The following is a 23830-nucleotide window of genomic DNA, read 5'->3' on the forward strand; positions in this document are numbered from 1 at the left end:
CTCCTTATCAACAGTATATACCGGAAGATGAAGATTCGGAAAGATGGATGGCAGAGAAACGGTAAACGAAAAAAACTGCCGATAAGAATGCCTCAGACAGTTTTCAGGGATATTTATGTATCTTGCGGATGACCCGGAGGCTGAAAATAGGGCGGCACCTTAAGCCAGCTTCTCTCAATCATCAAACTCTTTAAATTGACGCTATATTGAATGACAGCCGTTAAAAAGGATAAAAACATGACGGCAACATCGTTCCTGACAGTCTGAGCGAGTGCTGTTCCGCAAAAGGTTATATAGGTTGCCGTTTTCACACTCAGGAAATTGGCGATTTCATTATCAGTAAACCGGACTCCGTATGGAACATTGCCTGGATTCGATAACGGCTTCTCTTCTGAAGTAGGCGGCAGCGGTATTCCCTCTTTCATTAAAAACTCTTTAAGATTTTGAATCACGTCGGACGTTTCTTTTTTTGCTGTGTTAATGTTTTTAATCAGCTCTGTATCTGTTGTTGTATTTAAAAACACACCATAAAACACTATGGCTTCTTCCATTAAAGTCGATAATGTCCAAAGTGCCATTACTTCCCCTACATGCAGAGGCGCCTTTGGTTCATCATCAGCCGTTAATTTAATCATATTTTTTATCGTTTCAATTACATTCAACACTGTGAACACCTCCAATTGATATATTTCCCATTTATTAAAATAGTATTTGGTTATGTATATAAAAAAACTAAAAAGGGAGCACGCTCCGTCATCTCAATGACATTAGCATACTCCCTGATCTAAACTTTATCTCGGCTAGGCTCTTCTCTGTTCCACTTTTAAGCGTTTATGCTTTTAAGTAATAAAGTACTGTCTTTATAATAACTCTCTCTTCAAATAGCGTCAAGGTCTTTTTTTATTAACATATACAAAAAAAGAGACTCCATGCAGCTTGAGTCTCTTTAAGATTACATTTGATCATTCTTTTTTGCAGATGCTGTTTCAGTCAGAGTATTCACGTTTTCCTGTACCTTCGTGCTGTAAGTAAAATCGCCATAGCAGTAAGGATAGCGGAAGTTTTCTTTATTTCCGCCGCAATTGTAGACATCCGGCTGCTTTTTGACCTGTAACAACGAAAATTCTTTTGCGAGGTCCTCGCTGTGTTTGCCGCCATTTTTCACAATAAAATCAATGTACCCAATTCCCATATTATAAGCTTGAATGACCGTCAGCTCGTCCACATTTCTTTCTTTTCCATACTGTAAGCTTTTTTGAAAATAGCTGACGCCCTGCTCAATGCTTTTAGCCGGATCTTCAATCGTATTCCTCGGAAGCCCCGCAGATTCAGAGGCCTGCATGGGATCCCCGCCCACTCCTTTGCTTTCCTGCTGCATCAGAGCAAGAACAAGCGGCGTATATTCTTCAAGCTGATACTCTGCAAGCTCCTGTGTAATCAGCGCCTCATACTTCTTTACATTTTCAAATCCGTCATTCGGATACGTAACCGGCAGTTTATTTTCTGCTGAATAAAAAATGGTCAGCACAAAAAATGCAATAAACAAAACCAGTATAAAACCTATACTATTTTTAAGAAATCTTATCATTTTCATACTCCGTTCCCTTTTCCCCTTGTATCTATCATTATAATGATTCTGGCAATCTCATCAATAGTAAGCTTGCTGCCTGCTTCTAATCAATTTAAGAATAAGGTAGAATGGTAGGGAAGGATACGGCCTGAAGTCTTTCTATCCATAAGACCGGAGTCTGATATGAAACCTTTTTGACCTTGCCTTCGTCTTAATTCTATGAAACTTCTTGTATATCAAAGTGAGGGATACTGCATGTTTGAAATAAAACAAATTGAAGCAGAACATACATACGCCTTAAGGCAAAAAGTGCTTATGCCTGACCATTCGATCGATGAATGCGGGTATACGCGTGATAAAAAAGAAGAAACGCTCCACATTGGTGCTTTCAAGGAAGAAACGCTGATTGGAACCGCATCTTTTTTTAAAGAAACACATGAAAAAATAAAACAAAAAAACGTCTACCGTCTCCGCGGTCTAGCAATCGATCCTGAGCACCGCAACCAGCTCCGGGGGCAGACACTGCTTTTATTCGCTGAAAACAAACTGACTCAGCTTGACGCAGCCATGCTTTGGTGCACAACGAGCGTGAAGAATGTTGAGTACTATCAGCACCTGGGATTCATAGAAACGGATCACCGTTTTCATTTGCCTTCAAAAGGGTTAAACGTTTTGATGGTAAAATCTTTGTAGAACCGCTTCGGCGGTTTTTTTGCATGCTATGGACTCAGCTTTTCACTATCATCACCGCTGACTGGTTTGGAAGATAACTTTTAGCGGAAATGAACATTTTATTAGTTGTTGCATCATTTTTATTAGCTGAAATACAGCTGCACTTCTGCAATTTTTTTTATCTAAAGAAGCCTGCAGCATTCGACCGCTGCAGGCTTCTCTTCATTTTACTTCTTTATTTTCGATTGTCAGCTGTTTCGTCTCATCCGAGCTTTTCAGCCATTCGTATACAGACTGAGACAGGTTTTTCTCAATAATCCGGTCTGCGGCAGTCGGACGTGAGCTCATGCACTGAGATTCATCAAAGATAAGCTCTTTAAAATCAAGATCCATCTGCTGCTGCAGGAATGCCCCAAGCAGCTCTGGGCGGATGGACTCATTAATAATCAAGAAAGAGTAAGTTACTCCTTTTTGATCTTTTTTCTTGAGATAATCTGCAGCGTGCATCCACACAGATTCTCCGCCTGTAACGACAAGACCATCAACAGCTGACGCCGCATCCCGCATTAAATCAGACAGTTCCTCTCCAGGGAGCTGAACACAGCACACTCTCTGCTTCATATATAAAAGAGAGCTGATGGTATCTTTTACCTTAAGTACATTTGTTACAACTTCATTTAAAGCGGTATCGTATCCCAGTGAGCTGTCAGATAAAATAGAGATTGGGAGAAAGAGCAGCTTCACTTGTGCCAAAGACAAGATGTCGACAGCCATCTTGCTTCCGCCGAATACGATGACAGCGTCATATGTTTCGATGACTTTGAGAAAACTTTCCTTGTTCTCAATGATCGTTTTTTCAGATACAGAGCGAACCCAGCTTTCCAGAATTTCTGCCTTCAGTTCTGATAAAACTGTGTGCCATTCAAGTCCATCTATTACACTGTTCGTTTCAGAGGCGTACTGTGTAATGGCCTGGGTGATAGACTTCGTTTCGTTTATAGTATCGATGCCGAGAACTCCGATGCGCATGCTATCCCTCTTTCTTTTCTATAGGCTCTTTTCGTATTCTATATATGCTTTTGCTGAAAAGCCGCTATGCTTGCGTACTCCTCTTTCAGAAGGCGTGAAAGGCGAATATAAATAGGTGTTAATTCTTTGTAAACCTCAACATGCTCTGCGATTGGCTTATGATGATGTGTACCGCCAACCATTTCTGATACTACATCAAGAGATTCCACATGTCCAAGTCCATATAAACCAAGAAGCGCAGCACCTAAGCATGAGCTCTCAAAGCTTTCAGGAACAGAAACCTCCTGATCAAAAATATCCGCCATCATCTGGCGCCATAATTCTGAACGGGCAAATCCGCCGGTTGCCTGAATTTTTTTCGGTTCGCCGATCAGCTCTTCAAGGGCAAGAAGCACAGTATATAAGTTAAAAATAACGCCTTCTAATACAGATCGTATCATATGTTCTTTTTTATGGTGAAGTGATAGCCCGAAGAAGGATCCTCTCGCGTTTGCATCCCACAGAGGCGCACGTTCGCCGGCAAGATACGGATGGAAGAGCAAACCGTCAGATCCCGGCTTCACAAGTGATGCAATCTCAGTCAGCACTTCGTATGGATCTTTGCCTAAACGCTTGGCTGTTTCCATTTCAGAGGATCCTAATTGATCGCGAACCCATCTGAAAATCATTCCGCCATTATTAACCGGACCGCCGATTACCCACTTATCATCAGTCAGAGCATAGCAAAAGATCCGTCCTTTTGGATCTGTCACCGGTTTGTCCGTCACTGTCCGGATGGCGCCGCTTGTACCGATTGTAACCGCAACAACTCCAGGCTGAATCGCATTAACGCCAAGGTTTGACAATACTCCATCACTTGCTCCGACTACAAACGGAACTTCTGCAGGAATGCCCATTTCTGCTGCATAAACAGCATCCAGTCCCGTTAATGAGAATGTAGTATTTACAGGTTCAGAAAGATGTTCAGGCGTTATTCCTGCGACTTCAAGGGCTTCTTTATCCCAGTCTAGAGACTTCAGGTTAAACAGCCCTGTTGCAGAAGCAATTGAATAATCAATAACAAAACGCTTAAACAGCTTATGGAAAACGTACTCTTTGATGGAAATAAATTTAAACGTTTTCAAAAATAAGTCTGTTTGTTCATTTCGGATCCACGTAATCTTAGACAGCGGGGACATTGGGTGAATAGGTGTGCCCGTGCGCAGATAAATCTCATGACCATTCATTTCTTTTGAAATTGTTTCTGCCCATTTGGCACTTCTGTTATCTGCCCACGTCATGCAATTTGAGAGCGGTGTTCCATCCCGGTCAACAGCGATGACGCTGTGCATCGCAGAACTGAAAGACACGCACAGCAAATCAGCCGGATCCACTTTGCTGCTTACTTCCTTAATTGTTTTAATCACAGCTTGAAAGATCTCATGCGGGTTTTGTTCTGCTGTTTCAGGATTAGGCGAGTATAGCGGATACTCCACTCCAAATGATGAAACGATTGTTCCGTCTGTTTTAAACAAAACGGATTTTGTACTTGTTGTCCCTATATCGACTCCGATTACAAATTTCTGATTCATGGTGACTCCTCCTTACAATGCCCAAATCAATATTAGAAATGAAAAAGAAGATGCTTGTTATTAAGCCTCTTCCCTTATCATTTCATTGCCTAAACGTATTAATCTTTATTTACGACAGCATGTCCGCCAAACTCATTGCGCAGCGCTGCGACTACTTTTCCTGAGAATGTATCTTCATCAAGCGAGCGGTATCTCATCATTAAGGATAAAGCGATAATCGGCGTAGCAGTCTGAAGATCCAGTGCTTCCTCAACTGTCCATTTTCCTTCGCCGGATGAGTGCATAACTCCCTTAATGCCATCAAGTCTTGAGTCTTTAGAGAATGCATTTTGAGAAAGCTCCATTAACCATGATCTTATAACTGAACCGTTGTTCCATACTCTTGCAACCTGCTCGTAATCAAAGTCAAACTGGCTTTTCTCAAGGACTTCAAAGCCTTCTGCAATAGACTGCATCATGCCGTATTCAATGCCGTTATGAACCATTTTCAAATAGTGGCCGCTTCCCATAGCTCCTGCATAAAGATATCCATTTTCAACACAGATATCTTTAAACAGCGGTTCGATTGAAGCAAACATTTCTTTTTCTCCGCCGATCATCGTGCAGGCACCATTTCTTGCGCCTTCCATTCCCCCGCTTGTGCCTACATCAAAGAAGTGGATGCCAAGTTCCTTCAATTCGTTTCCGCGGCGAATGGATTCCTTATAATTAGAGTTTCCGCCGTCAATGACGATATCGCCAGGAGCAAGAAGATCTTTTAATTCTGAAAGCACATTTTCTGTAATAACGCCTGCAGGCACCATCATCCATACCGTTCTTGGAGCTTTAAGCTTAGAAACTAGATCTTCAATAGAAGATGAACCAGCCGCACCCATATTAGCAATTTTATTTACAGCATCTGAGTCGATGTCAAATGCGACGACCTCATGTTTATGATCAATTAAATTAAGTGAAAGATTATATCCCATTTTCCCTAAACCGATTAAACCTACTTGCATGTTGTAAAACTCCTTTATAACTTGTTTTTGTCCTATAACCATTATACGAAAATTTTTTTCTTGTGCAATCGTTTTCAAGAAATTTTTTTTCACATTCTTTTTATGCTATACTTTTTTAAAGTATAAAAATGCAAATAAGATTCCGTATTCATGTCTAGCTGCAGCGCCTAACTCCTCGGTCAGAACGGATCCGTCAAAAAAGTCAAAACCGGACTTTTCCGCCGGATCCTTATCTGTCTGTCGGAGCTGAGCAAGGCGCTTCCGCTTTTCTTAGTAAATGTAAGCGAGGTCATACTCTATGGGGCAAAATTGTTTAGGAAGTATTCGTTCTCATTATGCAAGGTTAAGTGAAAAAGAAAAAAAGATAGCTGATTATATTTTGGAGAACCCGAAAGAAATTATTCATAGCACCATCAATGAAGTGGCAGATAATCTTGGTGTTGCAGAAGCAACTGTTTTCCGTTTTTGTAAGCGCATAGATTTTAAAGGCTACCAGGCAATGAAAATTGCGCTTGCCTCTGAAATTATGAGCCCGGTTCAGCAGATTTACGAAGAAATTAATGACAATGACAATGAAAAGGCTGTTGCTGAAAAAGTTTTTCACTCCAATATCCGAACACTTGAAAACACCCTTCAAATCTTGGATTTTTCCTCCATTCAAAAGGCTGCCCGCATCCTCTCAAACGCAAACCGCGTTAACTTTTATGGAACGGGAGGATCAGCCATTATCGCGATGGATGCCTATCATAAGTTTATACGAACTGGAATTTCGGCCTATGCGTTTATTGACTCACACTTTCAGCTGATGTCGGCTTCACAGCTGACCGACCGCGATGTTGCCGTCGTGATTTCTCACTCAGGAACGAATAAGGATACCATTAAGGTGATGAATACAGCGAGAAAAAACGGGGCAAAAACCATTGGCATTACTGGATTTCCAAAATCTCCAATCGGACAAAATGCGGATGTTTCCCTCTATACAAGCTCAGAAGAAACCGAATACCGGTCAGAGGCGCTCGCTTCTAGAATTGGCCAGCTGAGTCTAATTGATGCTTTGTATGTAAACATGATGATTTCAAATAAAGATGACGCAAAAAAATCATTGGAAAAAGTCCGGGATGCCATCTCGGAAACACGCGTATAAGAAAAGCGGAAGCGCCCGTTTAGCGCAGGCATGGCAGATCCGTTCTGGCCGAGGAGTTTGGCGATGGTGCTGAACATGTATGTTCAAAAAAAATAATAATCCTACTCTAATTTAGAGAACCTCCTGGGTTCTCTTTTTTTCTGGCTCATAAAATAAAATATTTTTTCATAAATGTATTGATTTTAAAAAATATTTTTCATATAATCAGAATCACTAGTTGAAAGTGCTTTCAAATTTTCAAACAAGAAAGGATTTTATCCATGTTATTACTTATTGTCTTTGCAGCAATCGTTGCTCTTCTTCTGCTCATAACTGTGGCAAAGCTGAATCCTTTTGTCGCTTTAATTGTAACCGCTATCGGTGTTGGTCTTGCGACTGGAATGCCGCTAATTTCTACAAATCCCGAGGTGCCTGGCATTATTGACTCGATCAAAGCAGGTATGGGAAATACGTTAGGGTTTCTTGCAATCGTTCTTGCCCTTGGTACAATGCTTGGCAAAATGATGGCAGAATCAGGCGGTGCCGAGCGCATTGCCAACACTCTGATTGCAAAATTCGGAGAAAAAAATGTTCACTGGGCGATGATGTTTGTTGCTTTCATCGTTGGTATACCTGTATTCTTCCAGGTTGGTTTCGTTCTTTTGATTCCGCTTGTGTTCACAATTGCACGCCGAACTGGAGTTTCACTCGTCAGTCTTGGCGTTCCGCTTGTAGCCGGTTTATCGGTTGTACACGGTTTAGTGCCTCCGCATCCTGCCGCAATGGCAGCTGTCGGGATCTTCAAAGCTGATGTAGGCATTACCATTCTTTATTCGATTATTGTCGGTCTTCCGACTGCCATTTTAGCAGGTCCTGTTTATGGTAAATGGATTGGCAAACGCATCCACAAAACCGTTCCAAAGGAAATTGGCGATCAGCTGACAGAACAAAAAGATGAAAAAGAGCTTCCTGGCTTTTTAAATACAGTTATCACAGTATTAATTCCTGTTTTCTTAATGCTTTCTGCTTCGATCGCAGAACTGTTTTTATCAAAAGAAAGCACAGCATTTGAAGTATTCCGATTCCTTGGAGATCCTGTTGTTGCTCTATTAATCGCAACCGTTTACTCATTCTTCAGTCTCGGTTTCTTCCGCGGCATGAACCGTGATAAAATCCTGAAGCTGACAAACGACTGCCTGGCTCCTACTGCTACAATACTATTAGTTATCGGTGCTGGAGGCGCGTTTAATAAAGTTCTTCTCGATTCAGGCATTGGCGATTACATCGCCCAGCTTGCACAAGAATCAAACGTTTCACCGATTCTTCTTGCATGGGGAATTGCTGCAATGATTCGTGTTGCAACAGGTTCTGCCACTGTTTCTATGATGACAGCAGCCGGTATCGTAGCTCCAATTGCAGCTGTAGTTCCAGGTGTAAACCTTGAGCTTCTTGTTTTAGCAACAGGTGCAGGCTCACTCATTCTGTCTCACGTGAATGATTCAGGCTTCTGGATGATTAAAGAGTATTTTGGAATGACTGTTAAAGAAACGCTTCAAACATGGACAGTGCTTGAAACAATCATTTCTGTTGCTGCACTTGTGTTTATATTGATTCTAAGTATATTTGTATAGATAAGAAAAATCCTCGAGCGATTGCTTGAGGATTTTTTTTATGGCCTGGTTTTGATTAATTGAATAACAGATTTCTCTATGATTTGTTTTCCGTGTAAATAGCTTACAGAATAAGCTGCAGCTGCAATAAATAGAGAGACAAGCAAATAGATCATCCAGTACAGATGTGTCCCAGCATGATTGATGCTCAGGGCAAACGCACCCGTGAACCATAAGATAAGATGCAGGAGATGCTGAAGCTTGTATCGCTTTCGCTCAGCTATTGCCTCAATAAAAAAGACCGTATAGACGACAGCAAGAAGCGCATAAATAATAGAAACAACAACGAGCATAATAAACATGCATGATCACACTCCTCTCCTTCATTTTCTCACAATTGATGTCCTCTAAAAAGAAATTTACCCAATAGTTACCCAGGTAACTTTTTATGAATTTGTGTTATAATTACCTAGGTAACTAATTTTCAAGGAGAAATGATATGTCAGAAATCGATCAGAATCTTTTTCACTCCATTCAGCAGCTTTCAAGGCAGCTTACAAAACGGCTGAATGAGGTCCTGCAGCCTCATGGCCTGTTCAGTGCTCAATGGACTGTTTTATTCACCTTAAAAAAGTATGGAACACTGACACAGACAGAGCTGTGTGAATATCTCTCAATTGAAGCTCCGCCTATGACCAGAACCATTCAGCGGCTTGTGAAGCAAGGATATGTTCATCAAATTGCAGGTTCAGATAAACGGACAAAGCATATTAAGCTTACAGATCAAGCAATAAATGATTATGCTCTTTGGGAAAAATCCGTGTTGGAAATGGAGAATGATTTACTCAAAGGAATTCCTGATGACATGCAAGCTCCTCTCCGGACATACATCCAGCAGTGGCTTCACCACATAAGAAAGACAGAACGGGGATGAAAGAATGAATGAACAAAAACTATGGACGAAAGATTTTCTCTCTATCTCTTTAAGCAGTTTTTTTCTATTTTTAACATTTTATTATTTGCTTGTCACACTTCCGATCTATTCTCTTCATGACTTAAACGGCAAGCCATCTCAAGCAGGCCTGATTGTGACCATTTTCCTGCTCGCAGCGATTGTGATCCGTCCTTTTGCGGGAAAGTGGATTGAGCGCTACGGAAAAAGGATTGTACTGATATCCTCTCTTTCTATCTTTGCTTTAGGATCTCTTCTCTACTATTTTACAAATACAATGAACGGATTGTTTCTTCTCCGCTTTTTTCACGGAATTGGATTCGGTATGGCTACAACAGCTGCAGGAGCGATTGTTGCAGATATTATTCCTGAAACCCGCCGCGGGGAAGGAATGGGCTACTATGCGATGTCAATGAATCTTGCCATGGTCATCGGTCCTTTTCTAGGACTTACCGCAATGGAAGAATGGGGAACAGCAGTGATGTTCGGCATCTGTATTTTTACTGCCTTTTTCTCTCTGTTCTCAGGTCTTATAATCAAGCTGCCAAAGGCTGTAAAGGCAAGCAGCAAAGTGATGCCTTCAGTTGACAACAAAGGTTTGAAAGGATTATTTGAACCTACAGCGATTTCGATTGCCCTTGTTGCAGGATTATTTGCCCTTGTCTATGCTTCTATTCTTTCGTTTGTTTCGGTTTATGCAAAAGAAATAGGCTTAATTGAGGCAGCAAGCTACTTCTTTGTCGTATATGCCATCGTTATGCTGATTGCAAGACCATTCACAGGAAGATGGTTTGATCAATACGGGGCAAACGTTATTATTTATCCTGCGATTGTTTGTTTTGCTGCAGGCATGGTGCTTTTAAGTTTGGCGGATACATCGTTTACCTTTTTACTATCTGCAGCTCTTATCGGCTTAGGCTGGGGAACGCTGTTTCCAAGTTTTCAAACGATTGCTATTCAGTCTGCTGAACCTAAGCGGAGAGGGCTTGCCACCGCAACCTTCTTATCCATTTTTGATATCGGAATCGGAATTGGCTCCTTCCTTGTAGGTGTCATCACGACTAAACTTGCTTTCAGTTCTCTGTATTTCTTCAGTTCATTTTTCATCCTGGGATGCCTCGCCGTGTATTATTTTTTGCACGGCAGAACCGCAGCTTCTGCTAAAGAAGAGAAATCAGAACCAGAAATTTATTTAAAAGCAAATGGATAATTCGAAACCATCACTTCAAATAGGAGTGATGGTTTTTCTTTTGCACGATGATTGAATTTTTTAACTAACCCCCTTAATACTATTTAAAATACTAATAACAATGATAATTAATATTTATTTTACTAATAACTAACTCACTGATAAAGTAAAAGGAGAACGAATTGCTTAGGAAGTGTACATCATGTTAAAAAGTAAAACCAAGGAAAAACAGAAGCTGTTTCCATTTATGCAGGGAATTTTGCTGACATTTATTTTTGCAGCTGCAGCTTCTTATACAGCAAGCTTCTCCTTATTCTCCATAATCGGACCGCTTATTATCGCCATGATGATTGGAATCATGTGGAGAGCTTTTGCCGGTATAAGTGAACCTGTGCTTGCAGGAGCAGGATTTTCAAGTAAAAAGCTATTGCGATTCGGCATTATTTTGCTCGGAATGAGACTGAATCTATCAGACCTCTATCATGCAGGATTCAATGTATTTATCCTATCCCTGATCGTCATCCTCTTTACCATACCTCTTGTATATGCACTATCCCGCTTTCTCGAAGTGGATAAGAAAATCAGTATCCTCACCGCCTGCGGAACAGCGATTTGCGGTGCCGCAGCAGTTGCAGCAATTGCCCCTTTAGTCAAAGCGAATGAAGAGGAGACTGCTGTGAGTGCAGGAACTATTGCCATTTTAGGCACGGCCTTTACCCTGCTTTACACCTTTATCTATTCATTTATTAATCTAACACCCTATGGTTTCGGTGCTTTTTCGGGAGGAACGCTTCATGAAGTTGCACATGTCGTAGCTGCGGCATCGATCGGAGGAGCCGAAGCAGAAGATATGGCGATAATCTTAAAACTAACCCGTGTCGCCCTGCTTGTACCTGCTGCTTTAATAGTCGGAATCCTATTTAGAGAAAAAAAGACAGATGACGCTCCCTCACCCTTGCCAATCCCATGGTTTATTCTTGGATTTCTTTTCGTGAGCGGATTGAATACAGCCGGGATCGCATCAGAGGAAACGGCTGCTTTCATTGTCTCTTTATCTTACCTATTAATTGGCATGGCCATGGCCGGACTGGGATTGAACGTCAACTTAAAGTCTTTTAAAAAGCTTGGCTCCAAGCCGCTGATTGCCGGTTTGACAGGGTCGCTGGTGCTGTCTGCAGCGGGGTATGGGTTAGTCCTGTTATTGGGGTTGAATTAAACAAATAAAGCCGGTCATTGCCTAACCGGCTCTTTATTTACCTATCAACTCTCTTACCCTCTTCTCAAGCAATTCCGCTCCGCCATACCCAGTAAGCACACTCACTATTTCTCCATTCCTGTCTACAAAAAAAGTGGTCGGCACCGCTGCCACTCTGTACAGGGATGAAGCTTCACCTGCTTGATCAAGCAAAACCGGAAATGAAAATCCATGGTCTTTAGCGAACATATACGCTCCTTCCGCGGAATCCTGATTCGTCATGTTCACTGCATAAATCTTCACCTGACCTTTATATTTCTCGGCAAGGTTTACCAAATCAGGTGCTTCCATTTTGCACGGGCCGCACCAGGATGCCCAGAAATTCAGGACAATGGGCTGATCGTAAGGCGGTTTTAATTCGTATTCTTTCTGGTTGATATCCGTCAGCTTAAGTTCAGGTGCTTTTGCTGCAGCAGATTGTTCCAGCGGGATCCAAAAGCAGAGAAGAACAACAAGCAGGATCATTCGCCTCATAAAGATCACCTTCCTTTTTTAATCCTTATCATTCTCCTTGAAGATTGGACATATTCCTGTAAGACGAGCGTACATATGAATTAAGAAGTTTTGAAAGGAGCGGCTGGTGTTGCTGTCTAAAACAAGTTCAAAAATCTTCACCCTCTTTTTCCTCGTTCTCCTGATTGGAACGATGGCCTATTTAGATTCATTTCAGGCAAGAAATAGCGAGATTGGGTCCTTTCCTGTCGCTGCTGAAGAAGAAGAAGCGACCTCGGCAAAGGAACAGCAGCTTTTTACAGTGTTAGAGGAAAAGAAAATCGCTTCAGAAGTGAAAGATGGATATCGGGTGGAAACGTATCAGGAGTTTGAAGTCCTTAAAGATGAAGATGGAAAAACAGTTGACGTGAAGCCGACAGAGAACTACAGTTATATAAAATACAAAGTTGAATAAAATGTCAAAAAGCTGATCTTCAGAAAGATCAGCTTTTTATTTCGAAAGCATAATATATCCTTTGTTATACAGCTTTCCGGTCTTCTGAAATTTAGAAGGATAGGTTTCCACCAGATATTCTCCCTGCAATGGGCCAAGACTCAATTGCATCCTTTTCTCAAATGGCGCATTTTGATAAAAAGAATCCCCCAGCTGCCGTTCTTTTCCGATTGAAAGTCCTTTAGGCACGAAGATGTCCCAATCTGATAGAGGAATCACACCTGAAATCGCCAAGTCTCTGCGACCGGCAGCATGAAAATCTGTCACCATTAAAATGGTCCGGTTTTGATTTGCGGCACAACCTGCAAATTTGACCGCAACGGCTTCTAATGAAGCATGAAAGGACTTTGCGAGAGGCTTAAAAGAGGACAATTTCTCGCCATGCTGATTCATCAGCCGCTTAAATTCTGCTGTTGGAAGCAAGAGCTCAGATGCCACTTCATCACAAAGCCTCTCAATTTCATCCTGCACACTTTCTTTTTTTCTGTACTGAATATGATCAAACTCATCCATCAGCGTATGTGCGATTTCATGGGCAATCGTGAAATTCTGCCTCCTCGGCGGATCAAAAATATTCACGTGCGCAGTTATTTTCCCGTCCTGAATGACAAGCTGGCCGGATTGATCGTTCTCCATATATTTTTCCCGAACCATGATCCCTGCTAGCGAAGCAAGCATTCTCATATTGACAGGAAATGACCCGCCAATACTAAAATAATCGTCCATTAGCTGTCGTGCCCTCAACAGCGCTTTTTCTCTGGAATTCATTCTATTCGCTCTCGATTGAGGTTTTAATTGCCAGGAATATTTTTTCCCATTCATCTTCAGTGGATGGCTGTTTCCCTCTATATTTAATGTTAGCAAGCATCTGAATCTGTTCATCGTGAAGCCCGTTCTTCTCTGCAAAAGCAAGCAAAATTGCAGGTACATCCTCCTGCCGGTTGAGAGCGACTTCTTTTCCCATCAGCTGACCCATAGTTACTTCAAGCGCGATAGCAAGCTGATAAAGCTTTTCCGCGGAAATTTGTTTGTTTGGGGTATTCTCAATTTGTGAAAGATAAGGTTTAGAGACTCCAGATTCACTAGAGAGTTTTGCTAGTGTCCAGCCCTTTTTCAGCCTAAACTCTTTTACATATTTTCCAATATTCAACGAAACTCCTCCTCCTGCACTAAATATAATAAATTTTGTTTGCAATAGCAAACTCATGTTGATATAGTAAAAGAAAGTTTGCAATAGCAAACACTCCGGAGGTACAGATATGGGATTTCATTCAGATACAAGTGCTCTTTTCAATCTGCTGAAGCATCACTCAAAAAAGCCTTTACCGGATTATCTGACAGAGGAAATGCTGCTCGGAATCGGCGGAGGTGCCGGTTACGGATACTTTACTTTCTTTTATGAAAAAGAAGATTTTTCGAGCTTCTATTTAGGAACCCGCGCGTTATGGGAAAGCAGTGAACTGTTTATTTCCGGCGCATTAAAAGCATTAGGTTTTCAGCCTGCTGTTCAGCAGACAAAAGACCGCAAAGCTGCTTTTGAAAAATTAAACAAACAGGTTTCAGGCGGAAATCCAGTCATTGTTGCAATAAACGAAGATATTTTCCGAAAAAAAAGCATTTCTCCAAATGGCTATCAGATCTACGGTCTTGTGGCAAATATCAACAAAGAGACAGGAATCGTTAAAATGGTTCTTCAAAAGGACATACCTATTGAAATTTCCATTGAAGATCTTATCCTGGGGCGCGATCATCTGGCAACAAGGAAAATCATTAATCAATCGATTTTCTTGAAGGAACCGGGTGATCAAGACCTTTCGTTTAAAAAAATCATGGCTGCTGCAAGAACAGGCATCGAAACAGGGATAAACAGCGCAAATAACCCGAGAATGAGCAATTTCGGCATTACCGCTTTGGACAGATGGAAGACAAGCCTGACCACTTCAAACAAGCAAAGCTTCGGTAAAATCTTTTATAATACCAGTCATCTCATAAATGCCCTTTACTATACGTATTATTGGATTGTGGAAAATACGGATGGCTATGCACTCCGCCGCTCCTATTCAACATTCTTGAATACGGTCGGAGAGATCATTCAAGAACCTCTGCTTCTAGAAGCCGGCGGGCTATATGAAAAATCGGGATTGATATGGAGACAGATTGCCGAAGATTCCTTAAACAGTGAATACGATGAATTCCGTTTAATGAAAGAAAAATTTCAAGAACTGAATAAGTTTTATCATAGTGAAGACTTCAGGTTGAAAGAATATAAACAAATGAACGCGGACCTGCTTGAGCTGAAAGCAGAAGCTAGCGAGCAGCTGCAGTTTAATGATGCTGACCGCAAGGAATTGTTTACGCATCTGGCCGGATTGATCAGCCAGATTCAAACATTGGAAAAAGAAGCATTTATTAAACTCGAAGAAGCTCTTCATTCAAAGAAATGGGAGGATTATCTATCTTGAAGCATACAGTCATTATTAAAGCACCAGCCCGCTTCGTCTTTGAACAACTATCCACTCCATCCGCACGCGAAACGTGGACAAAGGTGATTGAAAGCATTCGATATGAACAGCCTTCAGAAGAAAAAGCGGAGGGTGCATCCTTTATCCAGATTCAAAAAGAAGGTGCGATGAGAACTTCTTTTCATGGGAAAAACGTTGCAGTGTTTGAACCGGAAACTTATTCGTATTCCTTGGAAAGCAAGGCATTTAAAATGGTGATCTCCTATCACCTTGAAGATTTGCAGGGTGAAACAAAGGTTACACAGACCTATGAGGTGATCTATTTATCGACATTCGCAAAAATCATGGGCAAGCTTTCAAGCAAACTGACCGAAAAATTAGCGCAGGCGCTGCTGCAGCAATTAAAAAGATATTGTGAAGATGCTTTAACAAAATAATAAAGAAGCTGGTGCAGGTGCATCAGCTTCTTTATTAAGAGATAAGAAAGTATAAAATTTTGCGCTTCGATGACGAGCGGAATCGCTCAGGCTCCTCGGCCAGAACGGCTCCGAAAGTATTGGCAAAATGCGCCTTTTCTGTCGGAGCCTTACCTGTCACGCCTGCGCTAAACGGGCGATTCCGCTTTTCTTATTTACCGCCTGTAAATGAAATTCCCTTAATGAAATAGCGATTAAAGAATGCATAAATCAATAGAACCGGCAGCGTAAACACCATGGATGCTGCCATAATATAGTTCCAGTAGCTGACGAACTGACCTTTAAAGGTATTCAGCCCAAGAGGGAGTGTAAACATTTCAATATCTGTCATCACAATCAGCGGTCTCATGAAATCGTTCCAGAAGCCCATAAATACGAAGATTGACTGTGCAGCAAGAGCCGGTTTTGCAAGCGGCAGAACAATTTTAAAGAACGTGCCAAGCCTGCTGAGACCATCCATTTCGGCCGCTTCTTCCAATTCTTTTGGAAAGTTGATAAAGAACTGCCGCATCATGAAAATAAACGTTGCGTTAATCATAGCCGGAACAATCATGCCCTGATACGAATTCAGCCAGCCAAACTCCTTTAAAATCAAGTAGTTTGGAATCATCGTAACCTGTGCCGGAATCATCAGTACAGCAAGAATCGTAATGAACAGCGCTTTTTTTCCGGGAAAGCTGAGTCTTGCAAGAGCATATCCTGCCATAGAATTGAACAATAAATTTAAAATGGTTCCAATGACGGCAATTAATATACTATTAAACATCCATCTTGGGAAAAGCTCCTGCTCTATGAAAATCTGCTTATAGTTATCAAACGTAAAGTTTTTAGGAATAAAGCTAAGCGTGCCGCTGACTATTTCCTGCAGCGTTTTAAACGAAGAGGAAAGAGCCCATAAAAACGGCACAAGTGTCGTAACAGCATAGAGTACTAGAATCGCGTATACAATCGCTTTTCCAATTCCAAATTTCTTTTTCATCTTTCCATCCTCCTTTTAGTAAAGTGACTCTTCTTTTGAAAATTTCCGCTGCAGCAATGTCGCCACAAGAATCACAATCGCAAGCAGCAGAACAAGAGCCGCTGCGTATCCCATCGTTCCGAGATTTTTAAACGCATACTGATAGACTAAAAGAACAACGGTTAAGGTTGAATTATCCGGTCCCCCTGATCCCGCTGAGAAAATGTAGGACTGATCAAAAAGCTGGAATGTTCCGATTAAGCCCATAATCGCGACAAATGATGTGACCGGGCGTAAGTGCGGTACTGTAATTTTCAAGAATTTCTGAACGGTACTGGCCCCGTCAAGCTCCGCTGCTTCGTAAAGGGAGTCCGGAATATCCTGCAGAGCAGCTAAATAAATAACCATGAAAAACGGTGCTGTTGACCAAATATTCATAATCATAATCGCATTAAGCGCGATATTCGGGTCTCCAAGGAAGTTATAAGTCGGCAGGCCGAGTGTGTCTAATACGTTGTTGATTAATCCATTTTTGTTATACATCCACATAAAAATCAGGGTTAATACAGCAGACGATGTCAGGGTAGGAAGAAAGTACACAATTCTGAAGAATGTTTGACCCTTCATTCCTGCATTTAATGTTGCCGCAAGGATCAGCGCGAGAATCGTCTGACACGGAACAACAATCACCACATATTTAAATGTGTTCCACAAAGCGATCTGCGCCCTGGTGTCGTCAAGGATTCTCGTAAAGTTATCGAAAGCCACAAAATCATAGCTTGCCGTTCCCAGCAGCTGCACCTTATGAAACGAGAGAAAGACAATATAAAAAATGGGACCAATGATAAATAATAGTAAGACAAACAATGCAGGCGACATGAAAAAGTAGCCTTGTCCAGCCTCTCTTAATGTTCGTTTGGAAAATAGATTTTTCATTTTGCTATCCAAGCCCCCCACTTTAAGTAAATCCTGCACAAACTCTTTCTGACGAAGTAAAAAGGACTTCGTCAGAAAGAACCAGTGCAGATTTTAAAGAAGAAAAGGGAAACAAGCATTTCCCTTTTCTCAGCCACCTTTTCTTATTTTGAGTCAATTTCGCTGTTTGCCTGTTTTTCCGCTTCTTTTAATGCTTCTTCAAGCGGACGGTCGCCAAGGAACGCACTCATAAATTGATTGTTGAAGTTATTCACGATAATAGGAAGGTTTGAGCCTTCTGACCATACAGTTGCATAAGATGCGCCTGCTACAAGCGGTCCGCGCAGCTCATCTTTGTCATAGCCAAGCTTTTCTGCAACGGATTTACGGGTCGGCAGAGCATAGCCTTTGCTGGTCCATGTCTCCATGCCTTCTTTTCCAGTCAGGTATGAAAGCAGCTCCCATGATGCTTCTTTCTTTTCAGAGGCTGCATTCATGACATAAGCAACACTGTAAGCCATCGTTGATTTCTCGCCATTAATCGCCGGCAGCTCAGCTGTTCCGTACTCAACATCAGGGAATGTATCCGCTAAAAATGGGATTGCCCAGTTGCCTTCAATGACCATAGCCGCTTTTTGCTGACCGAAAATTTCTCCGCCCCAAGTTGCGCCTACTTCCTTGGCTTCAACCGCTGATTTATCGACATTGTGCATATCAATAACCGGTTTTAATGCTTCTACCACTTCATCAGATGCAAAATTTGCTTTATCCTCTTTTACCACATCTCCGCCAAGTGATTCAGCCACCCAGTATTGGCGTGCAAGCTCAGGCGCAACGCCAAATCCGTATTGCCCGTCTTTCGTTAGTTTCTTAGATGCCTCGCGGAACTCTTCCCACGTTTTAGGAACCTCTACGCCAGCATCAGCAAGCATTTTTTTGTTGTAAAAGAGCGCTAAAGTTGAATAGTCTTTTGGGAAACCGTACGTTTTATCCTCAGATATAAACGCTTCCAATAATGGCTTTTCAAAATCTTCAACGTCAAAATCCTCTGTAACATACTCATCTAAAGGTTCAATAACGCCCGTTTCAATCAGACCAGGAGCTTCAAATGCATCCAGATAAAAAACATCCGGTCCTTCTCCGCCAATCAAACGTGTTTTAATAACATCCATATATTGTTCTGTAATAACCTCAAGCTTGACATCAATTTTAGGATGCTTCGCTTCAAAGTCTTCAATCGTTTGTTTTAACAGCTTTTCTTCAGTCGGATTTCCGCCCCATCCAGCAAGCGTCACTTCCACTTTTTCCCCGTCTGCGCCCTCTTTAGATGTTTCATCAGAACTGCATCCTGCCAAAGCCCCTGTAAATAACATAGAAGCAACTCCGAACCCCGCTAACCATTTTTTTGTTTTCATTGCCGTTTCCCCTTCCATTGCTTTTTATGATCTAAAGGAAGCTGCCTTCCAAAAGATTGAAGTAAACCTGCTTATTTTTGTACAAATGTTCCAGATGATTTTAAAGGATATCCTGTTGTGTTTTTAAGAACTTCCAATGTAAAGGTCTCTCCGCTGCGAGTGACTGCAATTGATAAATGTCCTTCTCCAATTGAGATATTTTGAACTTCCAGAGCATTCATGCCATCAAGCAATACCGGTGATAGTCTGACTTCCTTCCTTAAGCTGTCTGGAAATAACCCCAGCATCGACTGGATAAAGACAAGCGGTGTACCTGCTGCCCATGCTTGAGGTGAACAGGCCACAGGGTATTTCACTGCTTTGCCGCCCAAGCTGTCGTATCCGCAGAAAAGTTCCGGCAGACGGTCATATTCGAAATGAGCTGCAGCATCAATGAGCCCGCTCATCACTTTGCCTGCTTCTTGCTGATAACCCGATTTGCTCATGCCAAGAAGAGAGATGCTGTTATCATGAGGCCAGATGCTTCCATCGTGGTAGCTCATCGGGTTGTAGCCTGCCTCGCCTTCAGCCATCGTCCGAATTCCGTATCCAGAAAACATCTTAGGTGAGACAAGCATCTCAGTTACAGCTTTCGCCCGGTCCTCATTGAGCATTCCAGAAAATAAAACGTGACCCGGATTCGAGGTAATCGTGCCCACCTGTTCTTTCTTTTCATCAAGTGCGATGGCATAGAACTGAACATCCTCCATCCAGAATTCCTCATCAAATCTTTCCTTGAGCGAATTCGCCTGTCTGCGGAGCTGCTCTGCACGTTCTGTTTGATCAATTGTTCCATAGATATCAGCCAGCCCCATTTTGGCCTGATAGACATAACCCTGCACTTCTGCAAGTGCGATAGGCGTTTTTGCGTATTCTCCATTTCTGTGAACAACAGAATCGCCTGAATCCTTCCAGCCTTGATTCGCAATGCCTTTGCTTGATTCCTGATGGTATTCCACAAAAAGATCTTTGTCGCGGTCTCCATATTCATCGATCCACATTAAAGCGTTCTCAATTGTTTTCTCAAGACTCAAAGCAAATTCCGTGTCACCTGTCCACTTCACATATTCTGATAGAAGAATCAAAAACAGCGGTGTGGCATCAACCGTTCCATAATAAGGAGTAAACGGAATTTGACCAGTAGCAGCGAGTTCTCCAAAACGAATTTCATGCATGATTTTACCCGGCTGTTCATCTCTCCATGGATCCACATTCTGACCTTGATAATGCGCCATCGTAAGCAGTGTTCCTTTCGCAATTTCAGGTTGAAATGGCAGGATCTGCAGAGCTGCAATTAAGCTGTCACGGCCAAATGGAACGCCAAACCAAGGTAGCCCGGCAACTGGAAATGGACCAAATCCTACATCTGTCAGCAAAACCCTCATATCATTCAATCCGCGGTCAACAAGACGCTGAAGCGGGGCAAAATCTGTTTTGATGCTTGCTGCTTTTTCATTCCACACCTGATAGGATTCTTCAAGCTTGCGCATTGCATCATCTTTTTGCGCAGCAGTTTTTGGTTTTGCTTCCCCGATTTGCGGACGAATCGCAAGTGTGACTCTGTCTGTCTCAGAATGAGCTAATTCAAATTCAAAATCGATTTTTCCTTTTTCATCCACTTTTTTAGCTGCTTTATCCCACGTAATCAATGTGCTGCGATCAACATTGTCCGCTCCTGCATAGTGAAAGGAAAGTGTATTTCCTTCAGCCGTTTGACCTGTTCTGCTGCCAAGATCACCATTTTGAAATCCGCGGACAACAAACATATCCAGAAAATCTGCATCAGCATGGATGCTGATTTCAAATCTCACAGGCTTTGGAAAATAGTTTTTCACTTTTATCTCTTCATAAAGAACATCATCATAAATGAATCGTGACCTTTCAATCTCTACGGATTCTCTCCATAAAATCAATTCTCCGTCTTCTTCCATATGGGGATTTGTTAAGAGAATACTAGCTTTATAGTTTTGATCTGCGTCAGATGAGAGCAATATTGGGTCTTCACCATTAATCTTCAAATCCAGTTTACTTAAAAAACGTGTGTCTTTTGTATAAAGCCCTAAACCATAAGGATGGTTTTCAGGGATATTCCCATTTGTATCTGTCAGCAAAAATAAATCATTTTCTTTTATCACACGGTAGTCCATCTTTGTCCTCCTTGATGTTCCGAAACGTTTCGGATTTACTATAAAAAAATATAATTTTCCATTAATACTCCCGAAACGTTTCGGATTTTATAGATAAACCACTTATAATCTGTGGTTTTCATTGGTTGATTCTCTAATGATCAAGTCCGTTTTAAGGGTTATAACATTTGATCCGCTTTTTCCTTCAAGCATATCGATCAGAGAATTTGCAGCCTGGTAGCCAAGTTCAAATTTATTCTGGGCAATTGTCGTTAAAGCAGGATTAGAGTAGGCAGCAAGCAAAATGTTGTCATAGCCAATAACAGATAGCCCTTCTGGAACATGTATGCCTGATGCTTTCGCACTTTTCATGGCGCCAAGCGCCATTAAATCACTTGCACAAAAAACGGCCGTTATTTCAGGATGTTCTTTAAGAAGCGTTTCAGTAACCAATTCCGCTTTCTCCTCGGAAAAATCACCGCTGACGATCCAGTCTTCATTAACTTCAAGCCTTGCCTCCATGAGTGCATCTAAATAGCCTTTTAACCTTTGTTTGCTGACATACGCCTGATCATGGCCATTAATCAATGCTATTTTTGTATGTCCCAAACTGATTAAATGTTCAACAGCCCGCTTTGCTCCGAGCACATTATCTGTCGTCACATAGCCAACACTGTTTGATGCAATGGGAATATCAATGAGCATACAGGGAATATCACTCTCAACAACCTCTTTTAAATAAGGATCATCGATTTTCATTCCTTGAAGAATGGCTCCGTCTACCCGCCGTTCCCTGCATAGCTGGGAATAGGTTTTCTCCCGCTGTTTTGTTGTTGTAGTACTGAAAAGCACCAGGTCGTAATCCCGCTCAGAAATGCATTCATTTACCCCTGACAGCACTTCAAAGGTGAAATTATCCTTTGAGCTGACGCGGTCCATGCCTGAGACGAGCATGCCGATTGTTTTTGACTTGTTCATGACCAAGCCCCGCGCAAGCGTGTTTGGACTGTAGTTTAATTCTTTTGCGATTCTGGATATCTTTTGCCTCGTCTTTTCATTCACATCCGAATAGCCGTTCAATGCTCTTGAAACAGTCGTAACGGATACTCCTGCGGCCTTCGCAATGTCCTTAATTGTCGTCAAAATTCTTTCCTCCAAAACGTTTCGGATCCCTTTGATTGAAATCATACTTCATCTTGATAGCGTTTGCAATATCTTTTTTTCTGACAATGTGTCTTTTATTAAAAAGAACAAAAAGAAGGAAGCTCCCTTCCTTCTTTTAAACGTAACGCAGCCCTATTCTATTATTAAATGTCTGATTCTTATTTTTAAATACAAAAAAATTGTTCGAGTAATCTATCGTCAGCTCATGATCGTATGTATCTTCAAAGTCATCATCAACGATAAAATCCAGCTTTTCTGATGTAATCACTTTTTCATATTGTTCCGTTTCTCTTTTATCAATGACCTTTATTTCATACAGCGTATTCACAATATCACAGCTGCCCCGGTCAAATGAAAGCTGGATCATCTTATCATCCGGTATTTCACTTAATTTGCTTTTAGCTTGTTCGGTAATCGTTATATTCATATAACGAACCTCCTATTCTTCCCTTGGTACCAGGATTTCAATGTGTCTTTTTAGATTTTCCACTTTTACCGGAAGCTTATCCCCTTCGTCACCGTCAACGTTCGCAATCATTTCATAAGTGGAGGAAGCTTCTATCATTGGCACCTTTAAGTATTCAACATGCTCGCTGCTTGCAAGCTCACCCGTCATGATTTTCGGGAGCAGGAGCAGAAATTGCGGCAGGGCAACATCTTTAATAATGATGACGTGAAGCATGCCGTCGTTTACCTCTGCTTCAGGTGCGATCGTTTCAAATCCGCCGACTGAGTTTGTCAGAGCTATAAGCATCAGCAAAGCCTCCCCCTCCCATACACCCTCATCTGATTGGACCCGGAGTTCAAAAGGCTGCTTCTCCTTCATCTTTTTTACTCCTTCAATGATGTAGGCAAGCGGACCAAGTTTTGTTTTCTGCTCAACAGGTGTAGAGAAAGATGCCTCAGCTAAAGCACCAACAGCTACTATATTAATAAAATATCGTTCATTGATTTTTCCAACATCCGTTTTCCTTGTATGCTGCTGCTCCATCATAGAAATGGCCTCTTCAGGATCGAGCGGAATATTGAGCGCTCTCGCAAAATCGTTTACCGTACCGAGGGGGATTAAACCGAATAATGGCCGGTGATCCTGTTCCGCAATCCCGTTTACGGCTTCATTGATCGTGCCGTCCCCGCCCATTGCCGCAACAAAATCAAGCCTTCGTTCACAGGCTTCCCTGGCAAAATCCATAGCATCTCCTTCGCCTTTAGTTTCACGAAGCTCTGTTTCATAGCCCATGTTCTTCATTGTTTTTAACGCGTGTTCCGTATATTCCGTTCCTTTTTCCTTGCCTGAAGATGGATTTACAATTAACATTGCCTGCTTCAAACCTTTTTCCCCCTCGACTTTAAATGTCTA

General features: G+C 41.8%; 25 protein-coding genes. 9 read left to right on the forward strand and 16 right to left on the reverse strand.

All coding sequences use genetic code 11. The features are described from left to right. Window positions 1–113 precede the first annotated feature (113 nt). Window positions 114–665 carry a DUF3231 family protein gene (locus E2R53_RS15210; RefSeq protein ID WP_133312586.1) on the reverse strand — a complete coding sequence of 184 codons (552 nt, stop codon included), beginning with the start codon at window positions 663–665 and terminating at the stop codon, window positions 114–116. A 287-nt stretch (window positions 666–952) separates the two neighbouring features. Further along, window positions 953–1594: a lysozyme family protein gene (locus tag E2R53_RS15215; RefSeq protein ID WP_133312587.1), complete on the reverse strand. Its 642-nt coding sequence runs from the start codon at window positions 1592–1594 to the stop codon at window positions 953–955. A gap of 231 nt (window positions 1595–1825) precedes the next feature. Here E2R53_RS15215 and E2R53_RS15220 point away from each other — a divergent pair, with 231 nt between their 5' ends. Continuing rightward, window positions 1826–2263, forward strand: coding sequence for a GNAT family N-acetyltransferase (locus E2R53_RS15220; RefSeq protein ID WP_165971002.1), 438 nt, complete (start codon window positions 1826–1828; stop codon window positions 2261–2263). A 201-nt stretch (window positions 2264–2464) separates the two neighbouring features. Here the strand turns inward: E2R53_RS15220 and E2R53_RS15225 are convergent, their stop codons facing one another. From E2R53_RS15225 to gnd, 3 genes are all read right to left on the reverse strand, one after another. Then, window positions 2465–3271: a 6-phosphofructokinase gene (locus tag E2R53_RS15225; protein WP_133312589.1), complete on the reverse strand. Its 807-nt coding sequence runs from the start codon at window positions 3269–3271 to the stop codon at window positions 2465–2467. Window positions 3272–3309: 38 nt separating this feature from the next. Beyond that, window positions 3310–4842: a gluconokinase gene (gene gntK / locus E2R53_RS15230; RefSeq protein ID WP_133312590.1), complete on the reverse strand. Its 1533-nt coding sequence runs from the start codon at window positions 4840–4842 to the stop codon at window positions 3310–3312. Between the two features lie 98 nt (window positions 4843–4940). Next, window positions 4941–5840 carry a phosphogluconate dehydrogenase (NAD(+)-dependent, decarboxylating) gene (gene gnd, locus E2R53_RS15235; protein WP_133312591.1) on the reverse strand — a complete coding sequence of 300 codons (900 nt, stop codon included), beginning with the start codon at window positions 5838–5840 and terminating at the stop codon, window positions 4941–4943. A 298-nt stretch (window positions 5841–6138) separates the two neighbouring features. Here gnd and E2R53_RS15240 point away from each other — a divergent pair, with 298 nt between their 5' ends. Both E2R53_RS15240 and E2R53_RS15245 read left to right on the forward strand, forming a co-directional pair. Further along, complete coding sequence (locus tag E2R53_RS15240; RefSeq protein ID WP_133312592.1) at window positions 6139–6984, forward strand: MurR/RpiR family transcriptional regulator; 846 nt, start codon at window positions 6139–6141, stop codon at window positions 6982–6984. Between the two features lie 260 nt (window positions 6985–7244). Next, window positions 7245–8594, forward strand: a complete 1350-nt coding sequence (locus tag E2R53_RS15245) for a GntP family permease (protein WP_133312593.1) — start codon at window positions 7245–7247, stop codon at window positions 8592–8594. Between the two features lie 38 nt (window positions 8595–8632). Here E2R53_RS15245 and E2R53_RS15250 read toward each other — a convergent pair whose 3' ends face one another. Next, complete coding sequence (locus E2R53_RS15250; protein ID WP_133312594.1) at window positions 8633–8935, reverse strand: hypothetical protein; 303 nt, start codon at window positions 8933–8935, stop codon at window positions 8633–8635. A gap of 137 nt (window positions 8936–9072) precedes the next feature. Here E2R53_RS15250 and E2R53_RS15255 point away from each other — a divergent pair, with 137 nt between their 5' ends. From E2R53_RS15255 to E2R53_RS15265, 3 genes are all read left to right on the forward strand, one after another. After that, window positions 9073–9507: a MarR family winged helix-turn-helix transcriptional regulator gene (locus E2R53_RS15255; RefSeq protein WP_133312595.1), complete on the forward strand. Its 435-nt coding sequence runs from the start codon at window positions 9073–9075 to the stop codon at window positions 9505–9507. Window positions 9508–9511: 4 nt separating this feature from the next. Continuing rightward, window positions 9512–10735, forward strand: a complete 1224-nt coding sequence (locus E2R53_RS15260; RefSeq protein ID WP_133312596.1) for an MFS transporter — start codon at window positions 9512–9514, stop codon at window positions 10733–10735. A 181-nt stretch (window positions 10736–10916) separates the two neighbouring features. Continuing rightward, window positions 10917–11930 carry a YeiH family protein gene (locus E2R53_RS15265; RefSeq protein WP_133312597.1) on the forward strand — a complete coding sequence of 338 codons (1014 nt, stop codon included), beginning with the start codon at window positions 10917–10919 and terminating at the stop codon, window positions 11928–11930. Between the two features lie 33 nt (window positions 11931–11963). Here the strand turns inward: E2R53_RS15265 and E2R53_RS15270 are convergent, their stop codons facing one another. Further along, entirely contained in the window at window positions 11964–12443 is a 480-nt protein-coding gene (locus E2R53_RS15270; protein WP_133312598.1) for a TlpA family protein disulfide reductase, read from the reverse strand. 109 nt (window positions 12444–12552) lie between these two features. On the opposite strand from E2R53_RS15270, the gene E2R53_RS15275 reads away from it, so the two are divergent. Continuing rightward, entirely contained in the window at window positions 12553–12876 is a 324-nt protein-coding gene (locus tag E2R53_RS15275; RefSeq protein WP_133312599.1) for a hypothetical protein, read from the forward strand. 36 nt (window positions 12877–12912) lie between these two features. On the opposite strand, the gene E2R53_RS15280 is transcribed toward E2R53_RS15275, so the two are convergent. Together E2R53_RS15280 and E2R53_RS15285 are read right to left on the reverse strand one after the other, a co-directional pair. Next, the gene (locus tag E2R53_RS15280; protein ID WP_165971003.1) at window positions 12913–13683 is read right to left on the reverse strand and encodes an ImmA/IrrE family metallo-endopeptidase; all 771 of its coding nucleotides are present in this window, start codon (window positions 13681–13683) and stop codon (window positions 12913–12915) included. A gap of 1 nt (window position 13684) precedes the next feature. After that, window positions 13685–14065, reverse strand: coding sequence for a helix-turn-helix domain-containing protein (locus E2R53_RS15285; protein WP_165971004.1), 381 nt, complete (start codon window positions 14063–14065; stop codon window positions 13685–13687). 109 nt (window positions 14066–14174) lie between these two features. On the opposite strand from E2R53_RS15285, the gene E2R53_RS15290 reads away from it, so the two are divergent. Both E2R53_RS15290 and E2R53_RS15295 read left to right on the forward strand, forming a co-directional pair. Beyond that, a complete protein-coding gene (locus E2R53_RS15290) occupies window positions 14175–15377 on the forward strand; it encodes a BtrH N-terminal domain-containing protein (protein ID WP_133312602.1) in 1203 nt (400 codons plus the stop codon). Next, complete coding sequence (locus E2R53_RS15295) at window positions 15374–15814, forward strand: SRPBCC family protein (protein ID WP_165971005.1); 441 nt, start codon at window positions 15374–15376, stop codon at window positions 15812–15814. The genes E2R53_RS15290 and E2R53_RS15295 overlap by 4 nt, the downstream gene beginning before the upstream one ends. Window positions 15815–16004: 190 nt before the next feature. Here E2R53_RS15295 and E2R53_RS15300 read toward each other — a convergent pair whose 3' ends face one another. The 7 genes from E2R53_RS15300 to E2R53_RS15330 all read right to left on the reverse strand — a co-directional run bounded on the left by E2R53_RS15300 (window position 16005) and on the right by E2R53_RS15330 (window position 23800). Further along, window positions 16005–16832: a carbohydrate ABC transporter permease gene (locus E2R53_RS15300; protein WP_133312604.1), complete on the reverse strand. Its 828-nt coding sequence runs from the start codon at window positions 16830–16832 to the stop codon at window positions 16005–16007. A gap of 15 nt (window positions 16833–16847) precedes the next feature. Further along, entirely contained in the window at window positions 16848–17747 is a 900-nt protein-coding gene (locus tag E2R53_RS15305; protein ID WP_133312605.1) for a carbohydrate ABC transporter permease, read from the reverse strand. 143 nt (window positions 17748–17890) lie between these two features. Next, window positions 17891–19141, reverse strand: coding sequence for an ABC transporter substrate-binding protein (locus E2R53_RS15310; protein WP_133312606.1), 1251 nt, complete (start codon window positions 19139–19141; stop codon window positions 17891–17893). Between the two features lie 71 nt (window positions 19142–19212). Beyond that, window positions 19213–21327: an amylo-alpha-1,6-glucosidase gene (locus E2R53_RS15315; RefSeq protein WP_133312607.1), complete on the reverse strand. Its 2115-nt coding sequence runs from the start codon at window positions 21325–21327 to the stop codon at window positions 19213–19215. 102 nt (window positions 21328–21429) lie between these two features. Beyond that, window positions 21430–22449 (reverse strand): LacI family DNA-binding transcriptional regulator, encoded by a 1020-nt coding sequence (locus E2R53_RS15320; protein WP_133312608.1) that lies wholly within the window; start codon window positions 22447–22449, stop codon window positions 21430–21432. A gap of 136 nt (window positions 22450–22585) precedes the next feature. Further along, complete coding sequence (locus tag E2R53_RS15325; protein WP_133312609.1) at window positions 22586–22897, reverse strand: iron-sulfur cluster biosynthesis family protein; 312 nt, start codon at window positions 22895–22897, stop codon at window positions 22586–22588. Between the two features lie 12 nt (window positions 22898–22909). Then, entirely contained in the window at window positions 22910–23800 is an 891-nt protein-coding gene (locus tag E2R53_RS15330) for a YegS/Rv2252/BmrU family lipid kinase (RefSeq protein ID WP_133312610.1), read from the reverse strand. Window positions 23801–23830 lie beyond the last annotated feature (30 nt).

Origin of the sequence: Peribacillus frigoritolerans, from assembly GCF_004358755.1 — a bacterium.
GTDB lineage: Bacteria > Bacillota > Bacilli > Bacillales > Bacillaceae > Bacillus_P.

Bases quoted from the DNA above. Each gene is read 5' to 3' on its own strand.
- E2R53_RS15215 (WP_133312587.1), bottom strand. From the start codon at position 1,594: ATGAAAATGATAAGATTTCTTAAAAATAGTATAGGTTTTATACTGGTT.
- E2R53_RS15220 (WP_165971002.1), top strand. From the start codon at position 1,826: ATGTTTGAAATAAAACAAATTGAAGCAGAACATACATACGCCTTAAGG.
- E2R53_RS15225 (WP_133312589.1), bottom strand. From the start codon at position 3,271: ATGCGCATCGGAGTTCTCGGCATCGATACTATAAACGAAACGAAGTCT.
- gntK (WP_133312590.1), bottom strand. From the start codon at position 4,842: ATGAATCAGAAATTTGTAATCGGAGTCGATATAGGGACAACAAGTACA.
- gnd (WP_133312591.1), bottom strand. From the start codon at position 5,840: ATGCAAGTAGGTTTAATCGGTTTAGGGAAAATGGGATATAATCTTTCA.
- E2R53_RS15240 (WP_133312592.1), top strand. From the start codon at position 6,139: ATGGGGCAAAATTGTTTAGGAAGTATTCGTTCTCATTATGCAAGGTTA.
- E2R53_RS15245 (WP_133312593.1), top strand. From the start codon at position 7,245: ATGTTATTACTTATTGTCTTTGCAGCAATCGTTGCTCTTCTTCTGCTC.
- E2R53_RS15250 (WP_133312594.1), bottom strand. From the start codon at position 8,935: ATGTTTATTATGCTCGTTGTTGTTTCTATTATTTATGCGCTTCTTGCT.
- E2R53_RS15255 (WP_133312595.1), top strand. From the start codon at position 9,073: ATGTCAGAAATCGATCAGAATCTTTTTCACTCCATTCAGCAGCTTTCA.
- E2R53_RS15260 (WP_133312596.1), top strand. From the start codon at position 9,512: ATGAATGAACAAAAACTATGGACGAAAGATTTTCTCTCTATCTCTTTA.
- E2R53_RS15265 (WP_133312597.1), top strand. From the start codon at position 10,917: ATGTTAAAAAGTAAAACCAAGGAAAAACAGAAGCTGTTTCCATTTATG.
- E2R53_RS15270 (WP_133312598.1), bottom strand. From the start codon at position 12,443: ATGAGGCGAATGATCCTGCTTGTTGTTCTTCTCTGCTTTTGGATCCCG.
- E2R53_RS15280 (WP_165971003.1), bottom strand. From the start codon at position 13,683: ATGAATTCCAGAGAAAAAGCGCTGTTGAGGGCACGACAGCTAATGGAC.
- E2R53_RS15290 (WP_133312602.1), top strand. From the start codon at position 14,175: ATGGGATTTCATTCAGATACAAGTGCTCTTTTCAATCTGCTGAAGCAT.
- E2R53_RS15300 (WP_133312604.1), bottom strand. From the start codon at position 16,832: ATGAAAAAGAAATTTGGAATTGGAAAAGCGATTGTATACGCGATTCTA.
- E2R53_RS15305 (WP_133312605.1), bottom strand. From the start codon at position 17,747: ATGAAAAATCTATTTTCCAAACGAACATTAAGAGAGGCTGGACAAGGC.
- E2R53_RS15310 (WP_133312606.1), bottom strand. From the start codon at position 19,141: ATGAAAACAAAAAAATGGTTAGCGGGGTTCGGAGTTGCTTCTATGTTA.
- E2R53_RS15315 (WP_133312607.1), bottom strand. From the start codon at position 21,327: ATGGACTACCGTGTGATAAAAGAAAATGATTTATTTTTGCTGACAGAT.
- E2R53_RS15325 (WP_133312609.1), bottom strand. From the start codon at position 22,897: ATGAATATAACGATTACCGAACAAGCTAAAAGCAAATTAAGTGAAATA.